Below are 23,989 nucleotides of genomic sequence, written 5' to 3' on the forward strand. Positions count from 1 at the left end.
GGAGGGTATTTAAGTGAGTCGCACAAAAAAATATGAAAAACCTATAATTGAAGTTACACGTTTTGACATAAATCAAAATATTATGGATGGCTGGGATGGTGACATTACCACAGTGGCTGATATTTCACAACCTGATGGTGGACCAACCACTCCCATAATAGATTTGGATTAGGAAAGGGGCAGATGTTATGAGAAAAGAATATAAAAAGATTATATCTACAGTGTGTGTTGTAACTTTAGTTGTAGGCTCCTTAACATTTACTAATAAACAAAATGTAGAAGCTGTGGGCAAAACCACAGCAGCTACATTTAATAAATCGTTGAATCAAGGGATAAGCCTTTTAGCAGACGATACAGAAAATGGAACTTACACAGTGAAAGTTACATCCACATTGAACGGTGTGGAGTCAGAAGGTTCAGTATCTGACGCGGTAGAAGTTGTTTCAGTTTTAACTACAGATAATTCAGCAGTTGAAGGTTTCCAAATTAAAACAAATGGGGCTGATTCAAATATTGCTTTTAGAACTGTTTGTAAGGGACTAAACGTAGGAAGCGCTATTACAGCAAGTGATGGTAACACATATACTGTTAAACAATTTGGAATAATATATGCCCTGGATCCGAACCAAAGTGGCTATAGAAAAAATGATGCTTTAAACACAGCATATACAATTTTAAATCCAGATGTAGTTACAGGACAACAGTATTCTTACGAAGGAAAAATGCAGTATGCCGGTAGTAATGTTACTTATGGCTTTTTAGCAAGTGATGGGGCAGTAATTAATAATTGGGATACTACTGATACAGAAAATACATATTATGTTGTAACAATGAATGGAATTAATCCACAGATTACAAATTCCATTTTTGTTAGGTCATTTATAATAGCAACAGACACCGCAGGAAATGATACAATCATTTACGGAAAGAAAACTGCTGTTATGTCGGTTGCAGAAGTAGCAGATTATTTATACCGCAACAGTAAAGCACAAAACTATTCAGGACATAAATATTTGTTTGAAAATATTTTAAGCAAGGTTGCTACAACTAATCCATATTTTAGAAACACAACACTTCCGTATGGCTGGGACAATAACTTGTTTACACCATCAAGCCCAACATATACTGTTACAGACGGAACGTTGGAAAATTAGAACAGGAGGTTAATATGTGTAAGGCAATAGATGCTGTTAATAAATATTATCAATAATTTAATTTCTTAAACTGTTAATATTTATAGAGAGCTCTTGAATTATTAATATTTATGTAGATTTCTTGAATTATTAGCATCTATAGTGGTTGACATTCTTAAATTAATTGACTAAAATAACAAATGTATAAAATTTAATGAACAAAGACTTTGATAGAGACAGTAGTTTATCAGTGAACGTTTTAGAGAGCTTGACGTTGGTGGGAGTCGGGTATTAGTAGCAGATATATGAAAATCACTCTGGAGTTGCAGCCCGAAATGTTTTTTGACTTTTGTAGTTTATATTAATGTAGGCGCTGACGGTTTCTCCCGTTACAGAGAACACATATAAAGGGAATTCCCGAGTATGCTGTTAAAGGTGGTATAACGAAAATTCAGGCTTTCGTCCTTAACAGGGCGGAAGCCTTTTTTACGTATGGGCATGAGCCTTGCTCAGACACATAAAAATATAAATTTGTGCTTGCACAAGAATTTATATTTTTATGTGTTTGAATAAGGCGAAGCCGGCGACGAAATAGACCAAAGGTCTATGAGTAGACAAGGCTCATGCCCATACGTAGTGAGCAAATGATTAAACACTTAAATAGATAGCAATACTATATAAAAATGAAAGGAGTACAGAATGTACAAGAAAGTTTCAACTAATCTCAATTTTGTTGAGAGAGAAAAGCAGACAGAAAAGTTTTGGAAAGACAATGACATTTTTAAGAAAAGTATGGACAGTCGTAAGGAAGGAGAAACATATACATTTTATGATGGACCTCCAACAGCCAACGGTAAGCCACATATTGGACACGTTTTAACTCGTGTTATAAAAGATATGATTCCACGTTACCAGACAATGAAGGGCCATATGGTTCCAAGAAAAGCAGGTTGGGATACTCATGGACTTCCTGTTGAATTAGAAGTAGAAAAGATGCTTGGTTTAGATGGAAAAGACCAGATTGAAGAATACGGTCTTGTGCCTTTTATTGACAAATGTAAGGAAAGTGTTTGGAAATACAAAGGTATGTGGGAAGATTTCTCAGGTACTGTAGGTTTCTGGGCTGACATGGATAATCCTTATGTAACATACGATAACAACTATATTGAGTCAGAATGGTGGGCTTTAAAAACTATTTGGGATAAAGGCTTATTATACAAAGGCTTCAAAATCGTTCCTTATTGCCCACGTTGTGGAACACCTCTTTCATCACAGGAAGTAGCTCAGGGTTACAAGGATGTAAAAGAACGTTCAGCAATCGTTAGATTCAAGGCGAAAGACGAGGATGCATATATTTTAGCATGGACAACAACACCTTGGACATTACCTTCAAACGTTGCTCTTTGTGTAAACCCGAATGAAGATTACGCAAAGGTAAAAGCAGCAGACGGCTATGTATATTACATGGCAGTTGCTTTATTAGATACAGTTTTAGGTAGCCTTGGAAATGAAGAAGAAGGTGTTAAACCATACGAAATTCTTGAAACATACAAAGGTAAAGAACTTGAAGGCAAAGAATACGAGCCATTATATGAATGTGCTCATGAAAAAGCTGAAAAGCAGCACAAGAAAGGTTTCTTCATTACATGTGATACTTATGTAACTCTTACAGATGGTACAGGTGTTGTTCATATCGCACCTGCATTCGGTGAAGACGATGCTAATGTTGGCCGTAACTATGACCTTCCATTTGTTCAGCTTGTTACTGAAAAAGGTGAAATGTCAGAAGAAACACCATTTGCCGGCTTATTTGTAAAGAAGGCAGATCCTGAAGTATTAAAAGATTTAGATGCAAGAGGTTTATTATTTGACGCACCTAAATTTGAACATAGTTATCCACATTGCTGGAGATGTGATACACCACTTATTTACTATGCACGTGAATCATGGTTTATTAAGATGACAGCAGTTAAGGATGATTTAATTAAAAATAACAACACAATTAACTGGATTCCTGAAAGTATCGGTAAGGGACGTTTCGGAAACTGGATTGAAAATGTTCAGGACTGGGGCGTAAGCCGTAACCGTTATTGGGGAACACCACTTAACATTTGGCAGTGTGATTGTGGTTGCATGCAGTCAATTGGCAGTCGTCAGGAACTTTTTGAAAAGTCAGGTGACGAAAAAGCTAAGACTGTTGAATTCCACAGACCTTACATTGATGAAATTACAATGCCATGTCCTGAATGTGGTGGCACAATGAAGAGAGTTCCGGAAGTTATTGACTGTTGGTTTGATAGTGGAGCAATGCCTTTTGCACAGCACCATTATCCATTTGAAAATAAAGATTTATTTGAACAGCAGTTCCCTGCAGACTTTATTTCAGAAGCTGTTGACCAGACTCGTGGCTGGTTCTACACATTACTTGCAGAATCAACATTGTTATTTAACAAGGCTCCATACAAGAACGTAATCGTTTTAGGTCACGTTCAGGATGAAAACGGACAGAAGATGAGTAAGTCAAAGGGTAATGCAGTTGATCCATTTGAAGCACTTGATAAATACGGTGCAGATGCAATCAGATGGTACTTCTACATTAACTCAGCTCCATGGCTTCCAAACAGATTCCATGGCAAGGCAGTAGAAGAAGGACAGCGTAAGTTCATGGGTACACTTTGGAACACTTATGCGTTCTATGTACTTTATGCAGAAATCGATCAGTTTGATCCAACTAAGTACACACTTGATTATGATAAATTATCAGTAATGGATAAGTGGTTATTATCAAAGATGAATTCTATGGTTAAGGCTGTAGATGACAACCTTGGAAACTACAGAATTCCTGAAGCTGCAAGAGCGTTAGATGAATTTGTTGATGAAATGTCAAACTGGTATGTAAGACGTTCAAGAGAAAGATTCTGGGCAAAAGACATGCCACAGGATAAGATTAATGCTTACATGACACTTTATACAGCACTTGTTACTGTATCAAAGGCAGCAGCACCTATGATTCCATTTATGACTGAAGACATTTACCAGAATTTAGTTAGAAGTGTGGATTCAAGTGCAAAAGAATCAATTCACCTTTGTGACTTCCCAGAAGTTAATGAAGCTCAGATTGATAAAGAATTAGAAGAAAATATGGAAAGAGTTCTTAAGGTAGTAGTTCTTGGTCGTGCTTGTAGAAATAAGTCAAACATCAAGAACAGACAGCCAATTGGCAAAATGTTTGTAAAGGCTGATTTTGATTTGCCTGAATTTTTCCAGGAAATTATTACAGAAGAATTGAATATAAAAGAAGTAGAGTTTACTGATGATGTTAGAGCATTCACATCATACTCATTTAAGCCACAGCTTAGAACTGTTGGACCAAAATATGGTAAGTTCTTAGGCAAGATTAAGGAAGCATTGGCAAGCCTTGACGGAAACAGTGCTATGGATAAGATTAATGCCGGCGAACCTCTTACATTTGACTTTGACGGTAATGAAGTTGTTCTTGAAAAAGAAGATTTACTTATCGACATGGCTCAGGTTGAAGGTTATGTTTCTGAAGCAGATGGCGACGTTACAGTAGTTCTTGACACTAACTTAAGTGATGAATTATTAGAAGAAGGTTTTGTTCGTGAAGTAATCAGCAAGATTCAGACAATGAGAAAAGAAGCTGGATTCGAAGTAATGGACAAAATCGTTGTGAATGTTGCTAATAATGACAAGGTTAAGGACGTTGTAGAACGTAATATTGATGAAATTAAGTCAGAAGTGTTGGCAGATAATGTCGAATTTGATACAATAAAAGGGTATGAGAAGGAATGGAACATTAATGGCGAAAAGGTTACATTAAGCGTTGAAAAAAACTCATAGTAGGCTAGTTATTTGAACAGAATATAAATTTATAAAGGAACGGTGTAAATCGTTCCTTTATGCGTGTTATACGAATATACGCAACAGCATATGTATAGAATTTATCGATATAAGTTGTGTTATATGTTGGTGTACATTTAATATTAGCATATAGGATATATATGTTGGTACACATTTAATATTAGCATATAAGTGAAGTGTAAGCTTGGTAATATGTGATTCTTTGGGGAAAATCGAAGGAGTGCTAAGCATGGAACAGTCATCATAATTAGGATTGTGGTGTTTGGATATCGAAATCATATTGGGAAAACAGCAGCACATATATTTTGCAAAAGATAGATGAATTTTATTGTATGTTACCAAACAATAAGGATAGGAGAGGGGTTTATGACTAAAACAATGGACAGAATTCAAAAAGAAGAATTCAAGGAAGAATTCAAAAAGCGTGTAAAAGATCAGGCAAAGATGCTTTACCGTAAGACTTTAGATGAAGTAAGTGACAGACACAAATTTGTATGTGTTGCTTATGCGGTAAAAGATATCGTTATTGACCAGTGGATTGCTACACAGAAGGCTTATGATGAAGCTGATGGCAGAACAGTTTATTATTTATCAATGGAGTTCTTAATGGGAAGAGCTTTAGGTAACATGATTATTAACTTATCTTCAAGAGATGAAATTAAGGAATCAATCGAGGAACTTGGACTTGATTTAAATGTAATTGAAGACCAGGAACCTGATGCAGCTTTAGGTAACGGTGGTTTAGGACGTCTTGCAGCTTGTTTCTTAGACAGTCTTGCAACTTTAAATTACCCTGCATATGGATGTGGAATCAGATACAAATACGGTATGTTCCAGCAGAAGATTGAAAATGGATATCAGAAAGAAATTCCTGAAGATTGGTTAAGACATATTAATCCATTAGAAATCAAGCGTGAAGAGTATGCTTGTGAAGTTAGATTTGGTGGTACTGTTAAGATTGATCACAGAGACGGACGTGATTATTATGGTCAGGAAGGTTATCAGGCAGTTATGGCTGTTCCTTATGATATGCCAATCGTAGGATATGGCAACAATGTTGTTAATACATTACGTATTTGGGATGCAGAACCAGTTGTTCATTTTAACCTTGAAGAATTTGACAAGGGTTCATATATGGCAGCAGTTGAACAGGAAAACCTTGCTAAGACAATTACAGAGGTTCTTTATCCAAATGATAACCATTATGCAGGTAAGGAACTTAGATTAAAACAGCAGTATTTCTTTGTTTCAGCTTCACTTCAGACAGCAATTAAGAAGTATTTAAAGAAGCATGATGACATTAAGAAATTACATGAAAAAGTAGTATTCCAGATGAATGATACTCATCCAACATTAACAGTTGCAGAATTAATGAGACTTTTAATGGACGTTTATTATTTAGAATGGGATGAAGCTTGGGAAGTTACTACAAAGTGTGTAGCTTATACAAACCATACAATTATGGCTGAAGCTCTTGAAAAATGGCCTATTGAATTATTCTCAAGATTACTTCCAAGATGTTATCAGATTGTTGAAGAAATCAACAGAAGATTCTGTCTTGAAATTGAAGAAAAATATCCTGGTAACTATGACAAGATTGCTAAGATGGCAATTATTTATGATGGTCAGGTTAAGATGGCAAACTTAGCAATTTGTGCCGGCTATTCAGTAAACGGTGTTGCTAAGCTTCATACAGAAATTCTTGAAAAGCAGGAATTAAAGGACTTCTATGAAATGATGCCACAGAAGTTTAATAACAAAACAAATGGTATTACACAAAGAAGATTCTTGCTTCATGGAAACCCTCTTCTTGCTGAATGGGTTACAAACAAGGTTGGCGATGATTGGATTACAGACCTTCCAAAAATCAAAGGCATTGAAGTATACGCAGATGATAAGAAGGCTCAGGCTGAGTTCATGAACATTAAGTATCAGAACAAAGTTCGTCTTGCAAAATATATCAAAAAACATAATGGAGTTGATGTAGATCCACGTTCAATCTTTGATGTTCAGGTTAAGAGACTTCATGAATACAAACGTCAGTTACTTAACATTTTACATGTTATGTATTTATACAATCAGGTTAAAGAACATCCTGATATGGAATTTACTCCAAGAACTTTTATTTTCGGAGCAAAGGCAGCAGCAGGATACAAGATTGCAAAACTTACAATTAAGTTAATCAACAGTGTTGCAGATGTAATCAACAATGATGAGTCAATCAACGGTAAGATTAAGGTTGTCTTCATTGAAAACTACAGAGTTTCAAATGCAGAAATCATTTTTGCAGCAGCAGATGTTTCAGAACAGATTTCTACAGCTTCAAAGGAAGCTTCTGGAACAGGTAACATGAAGTTCATGTTAAATGGTGCATTAACACTTGGAACAATGGACGGTGCAAATGTTGAAATCGTCGAAGAAGTTGGCAAGGAAAATGCATTTATCTTTGGTATGTCTTCAGACGAAGTTATTGGTTACGAAAATAATGGTGGATATGATCCAATGCAGATTTTCAATTCAGACATGGATATTAGAAAAGTTCTTATGCAGTTAATTAACGGATTTTACTCACCTGATAATCCTGAAAGATTCAGACCAATTTACAACTCACTTCTTACAAAGGAAGAAACAGGTTGTGCAGACAGATACTTCATCTTAAAGGACTTCCAGTCTTACGCAGAAGCTCAAAGACGTGTTGAAGCAGCTTACAAAGATGAAGCAGGTTGGGCAAAATCAGCGATGCTTAACGTAGCAAACGTAGGCAAGTTCACATCAGATAGAACAATTGAAGAATACGTAAGAGATATCTGGCACTTAGAGAAAGTAAAGGTAGAATTGTAGGAGATTTACCTAGGGGCAGCGTAGCTGCCCCTATTTTTTTGACTTGTTATGCAAACAAAACTAATATTATGGCGATAATACACCCTAAAGAAACCATAATAATTTTTAAGGGTGGAAAAAAGAGAAAGACAGTAGTGCGAAAAAGAGTGAGAAGTCCAGCTTTCCACCCCCTAGGAAAAATAACAAGCTGAAGGGGTGGAAAAATGAGAAATACTGAAGAGAGAAAAAGAGTGAGAAGTCCAGCTTTCCACCCCCTAGGAAAAATAACAAGCCATAAGGGGTGGAAAAATGAGAAATACTGAAGTGCGAAAAAGAGTGAGAAGTCCAGATTTCCACCCAAAAGGAAAAATAACAAGCTGAAGGGGTGGAAAAATGAGAAATACTGAAGAGAGAAAAAGAGTGAGAAGTCCAGCTTCCCCCCCCCAAGGAAAAATAACAAGCCATAAGGGGTGGAAAAATGAGAAATACTGAAGGGAGAAAAAGAGTGAGAAGTCCAGCTTTCCCCCCCCTAGGAAAAATAACAAGCCATAAGGGGTGGAAAAATGAGAAATACTGAAGGGAGAAAAAGAGTGAGAAGTCCAGCTTTCCACCCCCTAGGAAAAATAACAAGCCATAAGAGTGGAAAAAAGAGAAAGATTGTAATGTGAAAAAGTGTAGGGAGTCCAGCTTTCCACCCCCCCTAGGAAAAATAACAAGCTGAAGGGGTGGAAATTTCTAAAAACAATAAAATCAACATATCTAATTAATAATAACACTTGAAAAATAAATTAACTTAACATATAATAAACACAACATAATAAATGAATAAGGATAACGCATGGAAAATTTAAAACAAATCTTATATGAAAAACAATTAGAGTTAGAAGAAATAGAAAAGACTAATAAAAAAACATTAGAAAGACTTCCTGAGGGATACGTTAATATAAGTAAAAATAAAAATTCAATTCAGTATTATTGGCGAAAAGATGATGGTACGGAAACATACATAAATAAAAAGAATCGTAGTATTATTAAAAAACTTGCTCAAAAAGAATATGAGAAAAAAGTTCAAATTATAATCAAGAAAAATAAAAAGTGTCTTAGAAATATGTTGGATAAATATGAATTTGATGAAACATTAAAAGCTTACGACAAGATATCAGATAAAAAGAAAATATTTGTTGAACCATATACAATGCCAAACGAAATGTACGCAGAAAAGTGGCAGGCAGAACAAAACAAATTAAAAGAACAAAATATGAGTAAAGTAAGTGAAAAATTCATATTCACAGATAAAGATAATGAGATACTTACTGAACAGGGAGAGGCGGTTCGTTCGAAATCAGAAAAAATAATTGCGGACAAATTATATATGAAGGGGATACCGTACGTTTACGAGCAACCGTTATATTTGAAAGGCTATGGATATGTAGTACCTGATTTCAAAATCTTGAATGTTAGAACTAGAAAAGAATATTATTTGGAACATTTCGGAATGATGGACGACAGCGAGTATTCAAGGAAAGCATTAAGAAAAATCGAAACATTTCAGAAAAATAACATATTTCCTGGTGATAATTTGCTAATGACATTTGAAACAAGTGACGGTCCGCTTAATACAAGAATTTTGGAAGAACTGGTAAAAAAATATTTGGTATAAGATAAAAAAGATAAATGATTAACATTTGCATAAGGCGTGAAAATATAATCACCAATATTTGCATAAGGCGTGAAAATATAATCACCAATATTTGCATAAGGCGTGAAAATATAATCACCAATATTTGCTGTGATAGGGAATAGATTAAACTTAAAAATTAGATTAAATCACAAACTTAGAAACTAGATTAAAACAATAGGAAATAGATTAAACATAAGAATAGGATTGAGTGAGACATTACAATTCAATCCTATTCTTCATATAATCAAATGTTATAATGTAGACAAACTACACAAGATTCATCAAAAACTCAATCCTACTAATTCCATAAATAAGAAATATTAAGTAAACAAACCATATTCTACTCCACAATTGTATTCAGCCAAATGTCTTTTTTTACCATTACGAAACCAATAAATGACTTAATGCCTTCCAACATGTTTACAAGTAGGAACATGCTTACAATATTCATGGAGGTGAATTTCGCAAGGCACATTGAAACCGGAACATTTACAAGGCAAACAAAACAACTATCAAAAAGGAATGTAATGATAGTTTTGCCACCGCTTCGCAAAATAAAATATTCAGAGTTAGTGAATGATATAAAAGGTGTTGCCAGAGCTACCACCCAAATGAAACGTGTTGCCAGTTGGCGAATCTCCCCTGTTGTATTATAAAAATGTGGGAATATCGGTCCAAGTATAAATAAAATTACGGCAGTGCCTAATGAAATTAAAAACGAAAAAGTTGCCATACGTGTGGCTGTGACCTTTGCGTCTTTTAGTTTGCCAGCACCCAACAGTTGACCTACAACAATGGCGATGGTTGTACCAAGTGTTACAAAAATTGAATTTGAAATATTACCTAAAGTATTACAAATATTCAATCCACCGATTGTAGCAAGTCCCCTTGTAGAAAAAGCCTGTGTCTGCAAAGTAAGTCCGCCAGCCCACAAAAATTCGTTAAGCATAAGTGGCGTTCCGGTAATAAGAATTTTCTTCGCAAGTGACATAGGAAGTCTCAAAGTTCTGTAGCAATTTTTAATAAAAGGATATTCTTTTACATGTGTGTGGGTGTAAACAACCAAATAGCCACATTCCACAAAACGTGAAATAACAGTGGCGATAGCTGCACCGGTAACGCCCATGGCAGGCACACCGAATTTCCCAAAAATAAAAATATAATTCAGTACAATATCAAAAACTACAGCCAGAACTCCGGCTTTCATTGGCACAATAGTCTGCCCGGATTCTTTTAAAGTTGTGCTATAGCAGTTAGAAACTACAAAAGGTGCAATGCCGATAACCATCACGTATAGGTAGTTTCGCGCGTAATTGAAAGTATCAACAATGTTGCCCGAGTCGCTACCTTCGTGGAGAAACATGTTAATCAAAGGTTCGTGTAAAAATAGCATAACCCCAAGAGATGCAATGATAATTGTTATGCCAATAAGAATCTTCATTCTAAAAACATTTCTCACACCGTCATTGTTTTTCTGACCAAAATACTGTGCGGAAAAAAGACCGGCACCTGACATACCACCAAAAACCAGCAAATTAAAAACAAAAAATAGCTGATTTATAATGGCAACTCCGGACATTTGGTCAGTACCCAACTGCCCAACCATAATATTATCAGCCATACTAACAAGATTTGTCAGTAAATTTTGAATAATAATTGGAACGGCAATTGCAAGAATCATTTTGTAAAAAGCCTTGTCACCGAAAAATTTATTTTTTAAAGAAATTGTCCCTTCGTTCATAAAAACCTTCTTTCTTTTTGTAAATGTCTATTTAATAATTTAGTTTCCAAACCTATCTAACATACAAATCTGTTTAACGACTTAGTCTTAAAATATCTAACTAATATGCAAATCTGTTTAACAACTTAGTCTTAAAATATCTAACTAATATGCAAATCTGTTTAACAACTTAGTCTTAAAATATCTAACTAATATGCAAATCCGTTTAACCACTTAGTACTAAAAATATTTATATGTGTTGAAATACTATTATGCAATGAAAAAACTAATAGTTCAATATCTTTTATGCAGATTATGAAATTTTATAAAATATCATTTCCTTTAAACAAATTGCAAAATATGCATATAATAAAGCAAGAAGAGTGGAAGGAAGCCGGACTGATGTTGTATACAAAAAATAGTTGAAACTATTTTCTGAAAAAAGAAAAACTCAAAAAACTCTCCATAAAAGTCTTTGTAAGTGTTATAATTAATCCATAACAGGAACGGATTAGAAGTCTTATAATAAGACAAAACAAACTAACGAAAAATAAACTTACAAAGGGGGCGATTTTATGATTCTCACATTTTTAGGCGCAGATCATGAGGTAACAGGAAGTTGTCACTATTTACAGGTAGGTGACAAGAAAGCAGTTGTAGATTGTGGTATGGAGCAGGGCAAGGATATTTATGTAAACCAGGAATTGCCGGTTCCCGCAGGGGATATTGATTACATTTTCCTGACACATGCTCACATTGACCACTCAGGTTTAATTCCATTGATGGTTAAGAAAGGTTTTAAGGGGCAGATTTTTGCAACCAAAGCAACCTGTGAACTTTGCAACATTATGTTGCGAGACAGTGCGCATATTCAGGAGTTTGAAGCACAGTGGAAGAACAGGAAGGCAAAAAGAGCAGGACGTGAGGAGTATGTTCCTATTTATAATACGGAAGATGCAGCGGCCGCTTGCGAGCTGATGATACCTGTAGATTACAATCAGGTTGTAAAAGTATGTGATGAATTTCAAATAAAATTTGTAGATGCAGGTCATTTACTAGGTTCATCAAGTATAGAAATGAAAGTTACGGAGAATGGTGTAAGTAAAACAATTATTTTCTCTGGGGATATTGGAAACATTAACAAGCCTATAATCAAGGATCCTGAAACTTTAAAAGGTGCGGACTATGTTTTGATTGAGTCAACATACGGTGACAGATTACATGAAGAGCGACCAGACTACATTAAAACATTAACGAAAGTTTTAGAGGAAACTTTTGAAAAAGGTGGTAATGTTGTTATTCCGTCATTTGCAGTTGGACGAACTCAGGAAATGTTATATTTCTTAAGGATAATAAAAAAAGAAAATTTGATAAAAAAGTATCCTGATTTTGAGGTTTATGTTGATAGCCCGTTGGCTGTGCAGGCAACGAATATTTTTAATAACAATGTAGTTGACTGCTTTGATGAGGAAACGAAGAAACTGATTAATGATGGAATTAACCCTCTTCAGTTTGAGGGCTTGAAAGTTTCTGTAACAAGCAATGATTCCATTGCAATTAATGAGGATACCAAGCCAAAAGTTATTCTATCAGCATCGGGTATGTGCGAGGCAGGTAGAATCAGACATCATTTAAAACACAATCTGTGGAAAGAAAACTCAACAATTCTTTTCGTTGGTTATCAGGCGATTGGCACGTTAGGAAGAAATCTTCTTGAAGGTGCAACTTCAGTAAAACTTTTTGGTGAAGAAATTGCAGTAAAAGCAAGAATTGAAAGCCTTAAAGGAATTAGCGGTCATGGTGACCAAAAAGAATTAATAAGATGGCTTGAAGCAATGGAAATTAAGCCTGAAAAAGTTTTCGTGGTTCATGGGGAAGACAATGTGTGCGATTATTTTGCTAATCTTTTGGAAAAAGAACATGGTTTTAATACATATGCTCCTTATAGCGGTACGGAATTTGACCTTTTGACAGGTGAAATTATCAAAGAGGGAGTGCCTATTCCAATTAAGAAAAAATCAGCAAAGGAAAGAAGGGCATCTTCTGTTTACGAAAATTTACTTGCAGCAGGTCAGCGTTTGCTTGCAGTTATTAAGCGAAGCGAAGGAGGCACGAACAAAGATTTAGCTAAATTTACAAATCAGATTCAAAATTTATGTGATAAGTGGGACAGATAAAATAATCCGCAGGTAAAGTAATGGCAAAAATAATTTGCAAATGAATAATAACAATAATAACCAACGGAGATAAAAATGGGAATAAAAGTAGCAATATGCGATGATGACAAAGAAGTGTGTACTAGCGTAAATCATATTGTGGAAAAACTATTACACCAAACAGAAATAAAAGCAGAGATTTATACATTCTATTCAGGAAAAGAATTATGTGAAAAAATGTTAAATGTTAAATACGATTTGATATTTTTAGACATAGAAATACCGGAAATGAATGGAGTGGAAATAGGTAAGTATATTAGGAAAAAACTTGAAAATAATGTGGCTCAAATAGTGTATATATCTTCTAAAAAATCTTATGCAATGGAGCTTTTTGAAAACAGGCCTTTTGATTTTTTAATTAAACCATTGACAGAAGAAGCAATTAAGAAGGTTCTAAACAATTATTTAAATGTATATGGAGACAGAGGATTGTTTTTTACATATCAAAAAAGCAAGTCAACATATAATATTGAATTAAGTAAAATAATGTATTTTGAAAGAAATAAGCGAAAGATAACTGTAAAAACAACAGAAGAAGACGATGAGTTTTACGGTTCACTAGAGGATATATACACGGAACTTAAAGATAATAAATTTTTCTTTATACATAAATCATTTTTAGTAAACTATTCTTTTATTAAAATTTTTAATAATGACAAGGTGATTATGGCTGATGGAAGAGAATTGCCAATTAGTCAGGCAAGAAGAAAAAAAATAAGAGAGAAATACTTAAAGATGGAGGGATAAAATGGAAAACTTAATTTATACTATATCATATGTTTTGTCAACAATATTTCAGTTATATGTTATATCGAAATTTATGATAATGTTTTTGGACAGGGGAAAAACAAACAAGTGGATAACCTGCTGCACCTATATATTACAATTTGCAGTTGGGGCAATCCAATACAAAGTCGCACCTAATATTATTGTAAATATTGGGGTAGGCTTAATTACAATATTTATAATATCATTATGCTACGGAGGGACAATTTTAAATAAAGTCATTTCAGTAATGCTAATATACTTATGTCTTTTTGGCGCGGAACTAATAGGTACCGGAATGCTTGAAATTACAGGAACAAGAATATCCATGGATGGACAAAATGGTGATGCGTTATCTTGTATTGTTGTTGCAATAATGCTGTGGATAATTTATGAGATTATAAGAATGTTTAAGGTTTCTGATACACAATTCAAAATGCCTAAAATATTTAGTGGTATAATTATCCTGTTAAGTGTGGCAGCTATTACATTGGAAATGGTTATATTCTTATATGGAAACGTGCCGGAACTAGTGAAAATTGTTTCAGTTATGTGTATGCTTGTAATATTGTTTTTGATAATTTTTATGTATGATATTTTAAATGATTACTATAATGAAAAGATTCGTTTAGAGCTGCTTGAAAAAGAAAAAAACTACTATTTAAATCAGGCAGAATTAGCTACTGAACATGTAAATGAAATAAGAAAATTCAAACATGATATTAAAAATCATTTGCTGGCACTAGATGCCATAATGCAAAATGATAGAAAGGGAGCAAAAGAATATATTACAGAGTTAGAGGACAGAGTTTCCAGCGAAGAATTATATAGTGAAAGTGGTAATGTAGCAGTCGATAGTGTTATTAATTATAAATTGTCCCATGCAACAAACAAAAATATTAAAGTATCAAGTAAGATTGTAATTCCAGAGCAATTTAGCATAGACACAAAAGATATAATAACAATTATTGGAAATCTTTTAGACAATGCAATTGAGGCAGCAGATAAAACTGACGGTAGAAAATATGTAAATATACATATGGAATTAAAAATGGGAAATCTTTTTATTGAAGTTAGCAATAGCTATAACGGCAAGATAAAACAAGAAGATGGAAAGTTTATAACGGACAAGACCGACAAAAAAATCCACGGAATTGGAATTACAAATATTAAGGATACACTAAAAAAATACGAAAGTAATATAGACTTTTCTTATACCGAAAAAGATTTTTGTGTAAAAGTTATTATGTGCAAAAAGTAAAAAAACTCTTAAAATTCAGTTTTTTAAAATTGGATTTTAAGAGTTTTTTTATACAATAAGATATTTTTCCGTAATTTCTTATTATACAAAAACGTTCAACTAGGGATACCACACTGGGTGCTAATAATGTCACAAGCCACATTATTTTTTTGCTAAAACTGTAAATTTTTACAATTTGAGCTTGTTTTTTTACAATTTGGTTGAAAAAAAATTCTCAGGTGTTACTATATGGGCAGCTATCCGGATAATGAAAAATTAGTATAAGGAGAAGAAAAATATGAGAAAAAAATTAATTGCACTACTTATGTGTACATGCATAGTTTTTGGCGGAACAGTATCTACATATGCAAATACCATAACATATAATATTACTGTTACAAAAGACTCTAGTGCTGCAAAAAAAGATGATAACAAATCGTTAAAGGTAAAAAAAGATGGTGGTAATAAGTATGAATCATGCTTTTATGTGTCACCAAAATATTTTAGCAATTCTGTTGCAAAAATGCAGTTACATTCTTTTAAGGCTGAATACCCTGAAAGAGTAATATCAGACAGAATGCTTATTAGCAAAAAGAGTGTAGGAAAAACAAAAACTGCATTATATGATTACAGAGTGGCAGCAGGCGAATATTATTGTCTTATAGGTGGATATTATTCAGGTAAAGCTGGATCAGTGCATTCAGATGGAAAATATACACCATAAAAGGAGGAATTAGATGTACAAGTTACTAAAAAAAATCACATTGTTAGCAACAACGTGTTTTCTTGCAACTTCCTTTGTTGGATGTAACAATTCAGGAATTGCAAGAAATGAAACATCTAATAATTCTTCAAAACAGTATCATGTATCCGGAGATAATATATCTCTGGATACTACTGTTGAAAATGTTCCAAACAATGTGAAGCTAATTGAAGCAAAAAGAAAAAAAATAGATACAGATAAATTAAAAAAACTACTTTTTGGGAATAACAGTAATAATGTAAAGATGATAGAAAAAGGCTATTATAGAGATAATCTCAATAATTCCTTGTACATACGAAAATATGGAGGCTTTTTCTATACTTCACAAAATTATGATTATTATGAAAGTTCTATATATACCGACATCCGAGACGATAGTTATAATTTAGACAAGTTTTCACTAACTGAAAATTTAAAATTTATGACAAGAAAAAATGCTATAAAATGGGTAAAAAAACAGCTACAAGATATAAATATTAATTTAGGGGAAGTTGAATATAATTGTTATGCCATAAAATATGAGCAATTAAAAAAATATGAAAAACATTACGATGTAGATGGAACAATCAACTCAAAAATCCAAAAAAGAAATTGGTCGGAAAAAGATGATTGCTATTATATTAGTATTAGACAGAAAGTTAATGGAATAGTTGAATACCATGAATTTGAAGGTGAATTTCAAAATTACGAAGATTCAAAAGCATCTGTTGTTGCTATAGTTTCTAAAAGAGGATTTGAATATATTGAAATCACATCAGCCTTTGATTTTGGAAATGTCAATAAGACTGTATCAATAAAAAATCCTCAGGATATTCTGGATAATATTTCAACTCAGTATTCTAACATTGAAGGAGAAGAGAAGTATAGCATTATGAGTTTTAAGTTATGTTATTATACTAACATCAAGGAAAACGATAAAGTAACTCCAATTTATGAATGTTATATGCTTGAAAAAAATAAAAATGGAATAAGTAGATTGCAGTTGTTTTTTGATGCGTCTACCGGTGAGGCGTTGGAATTATGATAAGGTGTTTAAAAACAGATTTATACAGAGCATTATTTAATTTTAAATTTGTAATTATTGTTCTATGTATAGCTATAATTCCTTTTCTTGGAGCAAGTGGAACAGGTGGAATAGATCTTTCAATATTAGCAAAGGGTGATTCGATTTTTGATTGCTTGTATTATGCCTTGGTTATGAGTCATTTGGGAATAATGGTATTTATATTTACTGCATTGACATTTTCTGATTGTCTGTGTGATGATTTAAATTACAAAAATTATTTATACAGTGTCACCCGAAGTGGAAAAAATACATACATTCTTTCAAAAATTATTACTGTAGTAGTATCAGTAATTGTGTCATTTATGTTAGGAATGATATTGTATGCCTTTATGTCAAAAACGTTCTTCAGATTTAATTGGTACAAGACAGGTGCTGATAATTTTGTATTAAGTGATTTGATGGATTCTAATCTGTTTAAAGGTTTAGTGGAAGAAAAGAAATACGTGACCATATTTATGATTATGATATTGTTTCAGTCGCTTTTATATTGTATTACTTCATTATGCTCTATGTTGGCTTCGTTATACATTAAGAACAGGCTATTAGTTTTATGTGTTCCGTGCATATTAATAACAGTAGGAAACTATATTATGATAGAACTGATTCCCAATTTTCCAGGTTATATATATGTGTATATGATAAATAGTTTTCAACAGAAAACATGGGTGGAATTAATAGTGCAGATAATAGCACCGACGTTGGGAATAATAATAGTTTTGGGAATGCTAATAACAATAAAATTTAGGAGGAATATAGTTGATTAACAAAATTAATTATGCAAAACATATATTTTATTCGTTAGAGGATAAAATTTTCACATCCCGTGCATTATCAACATTAGTCTTACTTTTTATATATAATTTTGTCTTTGCAATACCATTACTTAATATGGCAAAAGATGTAGGATATGATATTAATGTTACAGTTTTACCAATGTACCTATATGATTTTGAGTATGACTGTGGATTTATAGCAATAATGTTATATTTCTTCTCTGGAGTACCTTTTTTAAAGTCTTCAGAAATGTATTGTATTATTAGGGAAGGAAAGTCATACTGGGCAATTAAACAAATTATACATATAGTTGCTATGTCATTTGTTTTTATTGTTATGGCAGCAGTTACAAGTATAATGCCATTCTTAATAAGAGGAGACATCAATAATCAATGGGGAAAAATAGCATATACATTGTCATTGACAGATAAGAATCTAGAGTACGATTGCGTAAAGTTTCCAAGCAGTATATTAAATAAATATACTCCATGGGAAAGCTTAATTGTATGTGCATTGTTTGTAATGGTGATAGTTATGTTTATGGGAATTTTAATGTTTACGTTTAGTCTGGTTTTTAATAGAGTAATAGGAATTTGTATGGGAGCATGTTTTGAAATACTAATGATAGTAGCATACAATCTAAGAATTGCTATAGGAGTACTTGTATATGTTTCTCCATGCTCATGGCTTGATATTACAGTATTAGGAAAACAAAAATCGGATTTTGACTATTCTCTGGGAACACCTACAATGTCACAATGTCTTATAGAATTAATAATAGCAATGGTATTTTTTAGCATAGTAAGCGTTATTAGAATAAATAGAATGAGTTTGAATTATACAAATGAGGATTAAAAGCTATGGGAATTTCGGAAATATGAATTATTTGTATAAATTCAAACAAAATATTTTAAGAAATAAGATGGAGGTAGAAATGTCACAAGTTACTATAAAGGTAGATAATGCTGTAAAGAAATTTGACAAATATACAGTTCTTGACCATGTGAACATCACATGTAACAAAGGTGAAATATGTGGAATTGTTGGTAGAAACGGCTCGGGAAAAACAGTTCTGTTTAAAAGTATTTGTGGGTTTGTCAAATTAAATGAAGGAACCATTACAGTAAATGGTAAGGTAATGGGAAAGGATATGAAAGTTCTGAAAAAGGCAGGTATTATAATAGAAGAACCGGGTTTTTTGCGAAATAAAAGTGGTATGAAGAATTTAGAATACTTATATATGATTAATAATAAAAGGGATAAGAAATACTTAAGAAGCGTTATGGAAAATGTGGGTTTAGATCCTTATAGCAGAAAAAAAGTAGGTAAGTATTCTTTAGGAATGCGACAGCGTTTAGCCATTGCACAGGCAACAATGGAGGATCAGGATATCATAATTCTTGATGAACCAATGAACGGACTTGATAACCATGGGGTTCAGGAAGTAAGAGAATATCTGTTACAGCTAAAGAAACAGGGGAAGACCATTTTAATTGCCAGTCATAATAGAGAAGACATAGATGTACTATGCGATAAGGTTTATGAAATGGATAATGGAAGAGTTATAAGTGAAAAATAAAAAACTATAGAAAATAAAAAATTCTAAAAGCAAAAGAAAAGTTCAGAAATGAAAGGAATAAAAATTCTAAAAGCAAATTGAAAGTTGAAAAAGTATGTTAAAAAATAAATAGGAAGAAGAATATATATAAAATCCTTTATAAGTACATAAAGGATTTTATATTTTTTTTTATTACCACAAATTATTATAATATATGCGAAAAAAATAAGAAAAAAGGAGAATATTGTGGTAAAACCACACCAGGAGGTTGTTATGGGTAAGGCTAAATTAAATAAGAAATTGACATCACTAATATTGATTTTAGCATTAGTTGCAACTATTATTCCAACTAGTGTCTATGGAAATCTATTGGTGAGCAAAAACACAAAGACATTAAAGACTGCCAAAGCTGTAAGAATGGCAGCAGTAGACAGCGCTGCAGGAGGAAGTGAGGCAGCAGATGAAGCTTATATTAGTAAGCTTGCAATTATTAGTAAGAATGGAACAGTTTGGGGTGAAGGAATTGAAACAGGAACTCCAAAATTCGACGAGAATGATGAAAGAGGAAATGATTCATCAAAAAGTAATGACAGAGTAAGATCTTACGATTCTATAACCTATAATGTGGCAACAGAAATTCAATCAAGAAACAACAAGACATTTGCGGAAGGCAGAGTAGGTTACAAGGTAACTGTTGATGACGATGATGAAATACAACTAGGAATTTCATCAATGGGTTGGGTCGAAGATTTAGAGACTAAAAAAGAAAATGGTAAAAAAATATATACTTTTTATAGAAACCTTCCAACTACTAATGGGGCTGCTATTCCGGGAGGATGTACAGTACCTATTGTATTAGAAGTAGGTGGAAAAGGCGAAGGAGATATTGTTCAGCCAACTATAGAGTCATGGGTTGAAGGATATAAGGAAACAGTACAGATTGTACCAGATGAAGTAAAGGTAACATCAGTGCCAAAGTATAATATCCAATTAGTAAAGGGAACATGTAGTCAGAGAGGAACATTTGATTTTTCAACAGCTACATATAACAAGGATAAAAATAAAGTAGAAGGATATGAAGCAGTATATGGTATTGTTTTACAGTTGAGAAATGATGATTATGATAAGGGAATTAAAGGAGTGGAACTTCCAAAGGGTGATATAACATTCGATGTGGATTTCAACTCTACATTTTTTCCAACAGGTGGAACATTACAAAATATAACAGAGACATATACACCATTATTATTTTCAACAGATGAAAACAAAAATGATGCTTTGTCTGTAAAGAACATACCGGCAAGTAATGATGCCGGAGACACAGGATGTTATAACAGTGGAATTTGGAGTGCAGTTCAAAATGGTAGTAAAATATCTTTTACAGTAAAAGACTATAAGATTGATATGTCACAATTTCCAAAACATGATTTGGCCAATTCAAATCAATATAATATGAGTGACGGTAAAGTTGCCATTGGATGTTTTGCATCATGCAGAATGAAGGTCATTCAGCCAACAACAACAGTTGATGGTTCGGTTAAAATTGAGGATGAATATAATAGTAAAACAGGTGAAGTTCAAATAAATGCTACAGTAGACAATATGAAAGCTGTTGGCGTAAGTGATACGGAAACTACTAAACAGACAGTTACAACAGATGATAATCAGTCATTTGAACGTTCCTTAGTAACAGATGGAAAAAGAAGCCAGATTATTTATTTTAGTTCTAATGTAGAAGGTCATATACATTATGGCACAGATGAAGAAAGAGACAAAAATATTAATGATGGTTCAGATGCGTTAACTGTTGGCAGTAAATTTGCGTATACAATTGCCTATGCTGAAAAGGAAGTTAGTCAGAGCAATATAAATGGACATTCAATCGCAGTTAATCAGTTAGTTAAATTTGATGACAGTGCTATTGAGTTTAATATGGATAGGCAGGCTAATGCAATGTCAGGAAGAAGTGGCTCATTTGTTTATAACGCTGTTTTTGCGGCGAAGCCTGACAAAACAGGTTGGAATCATAAAGGATTAAAACCGGATGAAGAAGGCTATGATGACGAAATGCTCGATACAAAAGAGGAAGATTTGGTTTATTTTACTTCTTTGGAGGAGCTGGAAAATCACGGATATACATGTGTGGGAATGCTATATGAATGGCGTGGATGTAATACCGGTACAAAAGATACATCTATTGAAACACAGGGATTTATCCAAATAAAGAAAAATTTTGACATAACAAAATATGCCTATGGAATTACAGCTACAACTAATGCTTGGCTTATAAGCGATTATGCAGATACTGTAAGTTTTGAAGAAGGAAAAGAAGAGGAAACTTTAAAAAAATGGTATCAGTATGCAGTTTCATCTACAAATCGTTATATGCAGGGAACAGGAGCACCAACACAAGAACATACAGTTGATCTTGATCCCGGAAGAGGATACGTTAAGGCAAAATATGATGAAACAGGATATATTGGTGGCGAAAAAAATAGTTGGCCACTTGGGGACAGTGTTTACGTTGTTCCATATTATGCTAAGATTTCAAAACAGGTTGAACAGACAAACAAAACAGAAAGAAAATCAATTTATACATTAGATAATGGCGAACGATATGTTGACTTTGTTTTGGCAAGTCAGTTAGAATTTGCACAGGATGTAACTGTACCTGATGATTTTACAACAAATGTTTACATTACTGACATATTGCCTAAAGGCTTAACGTATGTTGAAGGAAGCTCGAAATATGGAGGAACATATAAAGAAAATACACCTAGTGCAGGAACAGTGACAGGTGGAGATAATATTGAACCTGAATCAATTACTAAAAACATAGACGGTACAACTACATTAAAGTGGAAAATACCTAATCAGAAAGTGACAAATGGTGATCTTCCTTCACTTCACTATAGTTGTAAAATAGGTGATGAAGAAAATCCGGAAAATGATGTGACAAATAATGCAACATTAACAAATGTTGCTAAGATTTCTACAGATGAAGATAAGAGAAAACAGGCAGCAGAACTTGGCAATTTATCAACAGCCGGAATTTCAATTGTAAAATTATCATCATTTAATATTACAAAAACAGGCACAAAAAATCTTGAAAGATTTGGAACTGCAAATTACAAAATGGTCATTAATAATTCAGGAAATACTGCAACGGATAATGTTTATGCTGTAGACTCAATGCCTGTAGATGGTGTTAATGGAACCGTTATGAAGGGTAGTTACAAAATTCTTTCAATGAAGATTAATATAAACAAAATTAAAGATATAAATGATGTAAAAGTGTATTATACAAATGATAAGACATTTGCAGGAAAGTATGCAAGCCAGATTACATTAGAGCAGGTTAAGCAGTGGTCTGTAGCAACAATTGATAAGACAACAGGTGAAATAACAGGAGAAGGGTTAACAAATGGATGGCCTGCAGCGTGGGCATTTGTAGATGATTCTCTCAAAGCTATGAGCTCTTCTATAATTGATATGACTTATAGTTTGGATGATGCAGCGGCAAATGATGTTTTATTTAACAGTTATTCTCAGGAAACATTAGTCAGTACAGCTATGAGTAAGGTTTATGATCGTTCTTTAGAAGGTAAGGTATTTATTGATAAGAACAAAGATGGAATTTTCAACAATGATGACATCGAAGTAAAGAACACAAAGGTTATTCTTTATAAAAAAGATGGTACAAAGGTTGCAGAACAGTTAACCGATGAAAATGGAAATTACAAATTTGAAAAATTAGAAGCTGGAGAATATTATGTTGATTTCGAATCAACAGAGGATGTTGATTTGTCAAAGTATAAGGTAACAAATCAGTTTGCACAGGATGATGATAAGAAGGGACATGATGATTCTAAGGCAGAAGGTGAAAGTAATACTGAAACCGGCAAACTTAATAAAGCTAAAATAACAGAAATAACCTTACCAACAATTGATGAAATGGTTGAACAAAATATTACTCATGCAGAAGTTAAGTATCAGAATTTAGGTTTACTAGATACAAGCACTGAGACAACACCACAGGTGACAACGCCTAAGGATACAACACCGGCGTCAACAACAAAAGAAACAACACCACAGACAACAACGCCTAAAGACACAACACCGGCGTCAACAACAAAAGAAACAACACCACAGGCAACAACGCCTAAGGATACAACACCGGCGTCAACAACAAAAGAAACGACACCACAGGCAACAACGCCTAAGGACACAACACCGGTGTCAACAACAAAAGAAACAACGCCACAGACAACAACGCCTAAGGATACAACACCGGCGTCAACAACAAAAGAAACGACACCACAGGCAACAACGCCTAAGGATACAACACCAGTGACAACACCACAGGCAATA

At 33.4% G+C, this 23,989-nt stretch carries 15 protein-coding genes and 1 other annotated feature; of the genes, 14 read left to right on the plus strand and 1 reads right to left on the minus strand.

What is annotated here, in order from left to right; genetic code table 11:
• The first annotated feature begins 13 nt into the window (after positions 1-13).
• The 5 genes from DWZ69_RS12125 to DWZ69_RS10750 all read left to right on the plus strand — a co-directional run bounded on the left by DWZ69_RS12125 (position 14) and on the right by DWZ69_RS10750 (position 9,495).
• Positions 14-172, plus strand: a complete 159-nt coding sequence (locus DWZ69_RS12125) for a hypothetical protein (protein ID WP_022165714.1) — start codon at positions 14-16, stop codon at positions 170-172.
• A 16-nt stretch (positions 173-188) separates the two neighbouring features.
• Positions 189-1,154: a hypothetical protein gene (locus tag DWZ69_RS10735; protein ID WP_118000497.1), complete on the plus strand. Its 966-nt coding sequence runs from the start codon at positions 189-191 to the stop codon at positions 1,152-1,154.
• Between the two features lie 197 nt (positions 1,155-1,351).
• Positions 1,352-1,603, plus strand: a binding site (T-box leader).
• Positions 1,604-1,832: 229 nt separating this feature from the next.
• Positions 1,833-4,994, plus strand: coding sequence for an isoleucine--tRNA ligase (gene ileS, locus DWZ69_RS10740; protein WP_118000499.1), 3,162 nt, complete (start codon positions 1,833-1,835; stop codon positions 4,992-4,994).
• A 387-nt stretch (positions 4,995-5,381) separates the two neighbouring features.
• Positions 5,382-7,856: a glycogen/starch/alpha-glucan phosphorylase gene (locus DWZ69_RS10745; protein ID WP_279210267.1), complete on the plus strand. Its 2,475-nt coding sequence runs from the start codon at positions 5,382-5,384 to the stop codon at positions 7,854-7,856.
• An 817-nt stretch (positions 7,857-8,673) separates the two neighbouring features.
• Complete coding sequence (locus DWZ69_RS10750; protein ID WP_118000501.1) at positions 8,674-9,495, plus strand: hypothetical protein; 822 nt, start codon at positions 8,674-8,676, stop codon at positions 9,493-9,495.
• 361 nt (positions 9,496-9,856) lie between these two features.
• Here the strand turns inward: DWZ69_RS10750 and DWZ69_RS10755 are convergent, their stop codons facing one another.
• Positions 9,857-11,257, minus strand: a complete 1,401-nt coding sequence (locus tag DWZ69_RS10755) for an MATE family efflux transporter (RefSeq protein ID WP_118000503.1) — start codon at positions 11,255-11,257, stop codon at positions 9,857-9,859.
• A gap of 554 nt (positions 11,258-11,811) precedes the next feature.
• Here DWZ69_RS10755 and DWZ69_RS10760 point away from each other — a divergent pair.
• The 9 genes from DWZ69_RS10760 to DWZ69_RS10800 form a co-directional block, all read left to right on the plus strand.
• On the plus strand, positions 11,812-13,413 hold the full coding sequence (locus DWZ69_RS10760) for an MBL fold metallo-hydrolase (protein WP_118437040.1): 1,602 nt from the start codon (positions 11,812-11,814) through the stop codon (positions 13,411-13,413).
• A gap of 75 nt (positions 13,414-13,488) precedes the next feature.
• A complete protein-coding gene (locus tag DWZ69_RS10765) occupies positions 13,489-14,199 on the plus strand; it encodes a LytTR family DNA-binding domain-containing protein (protein ID WP_118000507.1) in 711 nt (236 codons plus the stop codon).
• Position 14,200: 1 nt separating this feature from the next.
• Entirely contained in the window at positions 14,201-15,478 is a 1,278-nt protein-coding gene (locus DWZ69_RS10770; protein WP_118000509.1) for a sensor histidine kinase, read from the plus strand.
• A gap of 277 nt (positions 15,479-15,755) precedes the next feature.
• Entirely contained in the window at positions 15,756-16,181 is a 426-nt protein-coding gene (locus DWZ69_RS10775; RefSeq protein WP_118000511.1) for a hypothetical protein, read from the plus strand.
• Between the two features lie 13 nt (positions 16,182-16,194).
• Positions 16,195-17,244: a hypothetical protein gene (locus tag DWZ69_RS10780; RefSeq protein ID WP_118437042.1), complete on the plus strand. Its 1,050-nt coding sequence runs from the start codon at positions 16,195-16,197 to the stop codon at positions 17,242-17,244.
• Complete coding sequence (locus DWZ69_RS10785) at positions 17,241-18,050, plus strand: hypothetical protein (protein ID WP_118437044.1); 810 nt, start codon at positions 17,241-17,243, stop codon at positions 18,048-18,050. Before DWZ69_RS10780 ends, DWZ69_RS10785 begins: the two co-directional genes overlap by 4 nt.
• The gene (locus DWZ69_RS10790; protein ID WP_118000517.1) at positions 18,043-18,915 is read left to right on the plus strand and encodes a hypothetical protein; all 873 of its coding nucleotides are present in this window, start codon (positions 18,043-18,045) and stop codon (positions 18,913-18,915) included. Before DWZ69_RS10785 ends, DWZ69_RS10790 begins: the two co-directional genes overlap by 8 nt.
• A 79-nt stretch (positions 18,916-18,994) precedes the next feature.
• A complete protein-coding gene (locus DWZ69_RS10795) occupies positions 18,995-19,639 on the plus strand; it encodes an ATP-binding cassette domain-containing protein (RefSeq protein WP_199521909.1) in 645 nt (214 codons plus the stop codon).
• A gap of 252 nt (positions 19,640-19,891) precedes the next feature.
• Positions 19,892-23,989: SdrD B-like domain-containing protein (locus DWZ69_RS10800; RefSeq protein ID WP_279210268.1), on the plus strand; the 4,098-nt coding region annotated here is incomplete at its 3' end.

The sequence above is a fragment of the Eubacterium sp. AF34-35BH genome (assembly GCF_003477765.1).
Classification (GTDB): Bacteria; Bacillota; Clostridia; order Lachnospirales; family Lachnospiraceae; genus Eubacterium_G.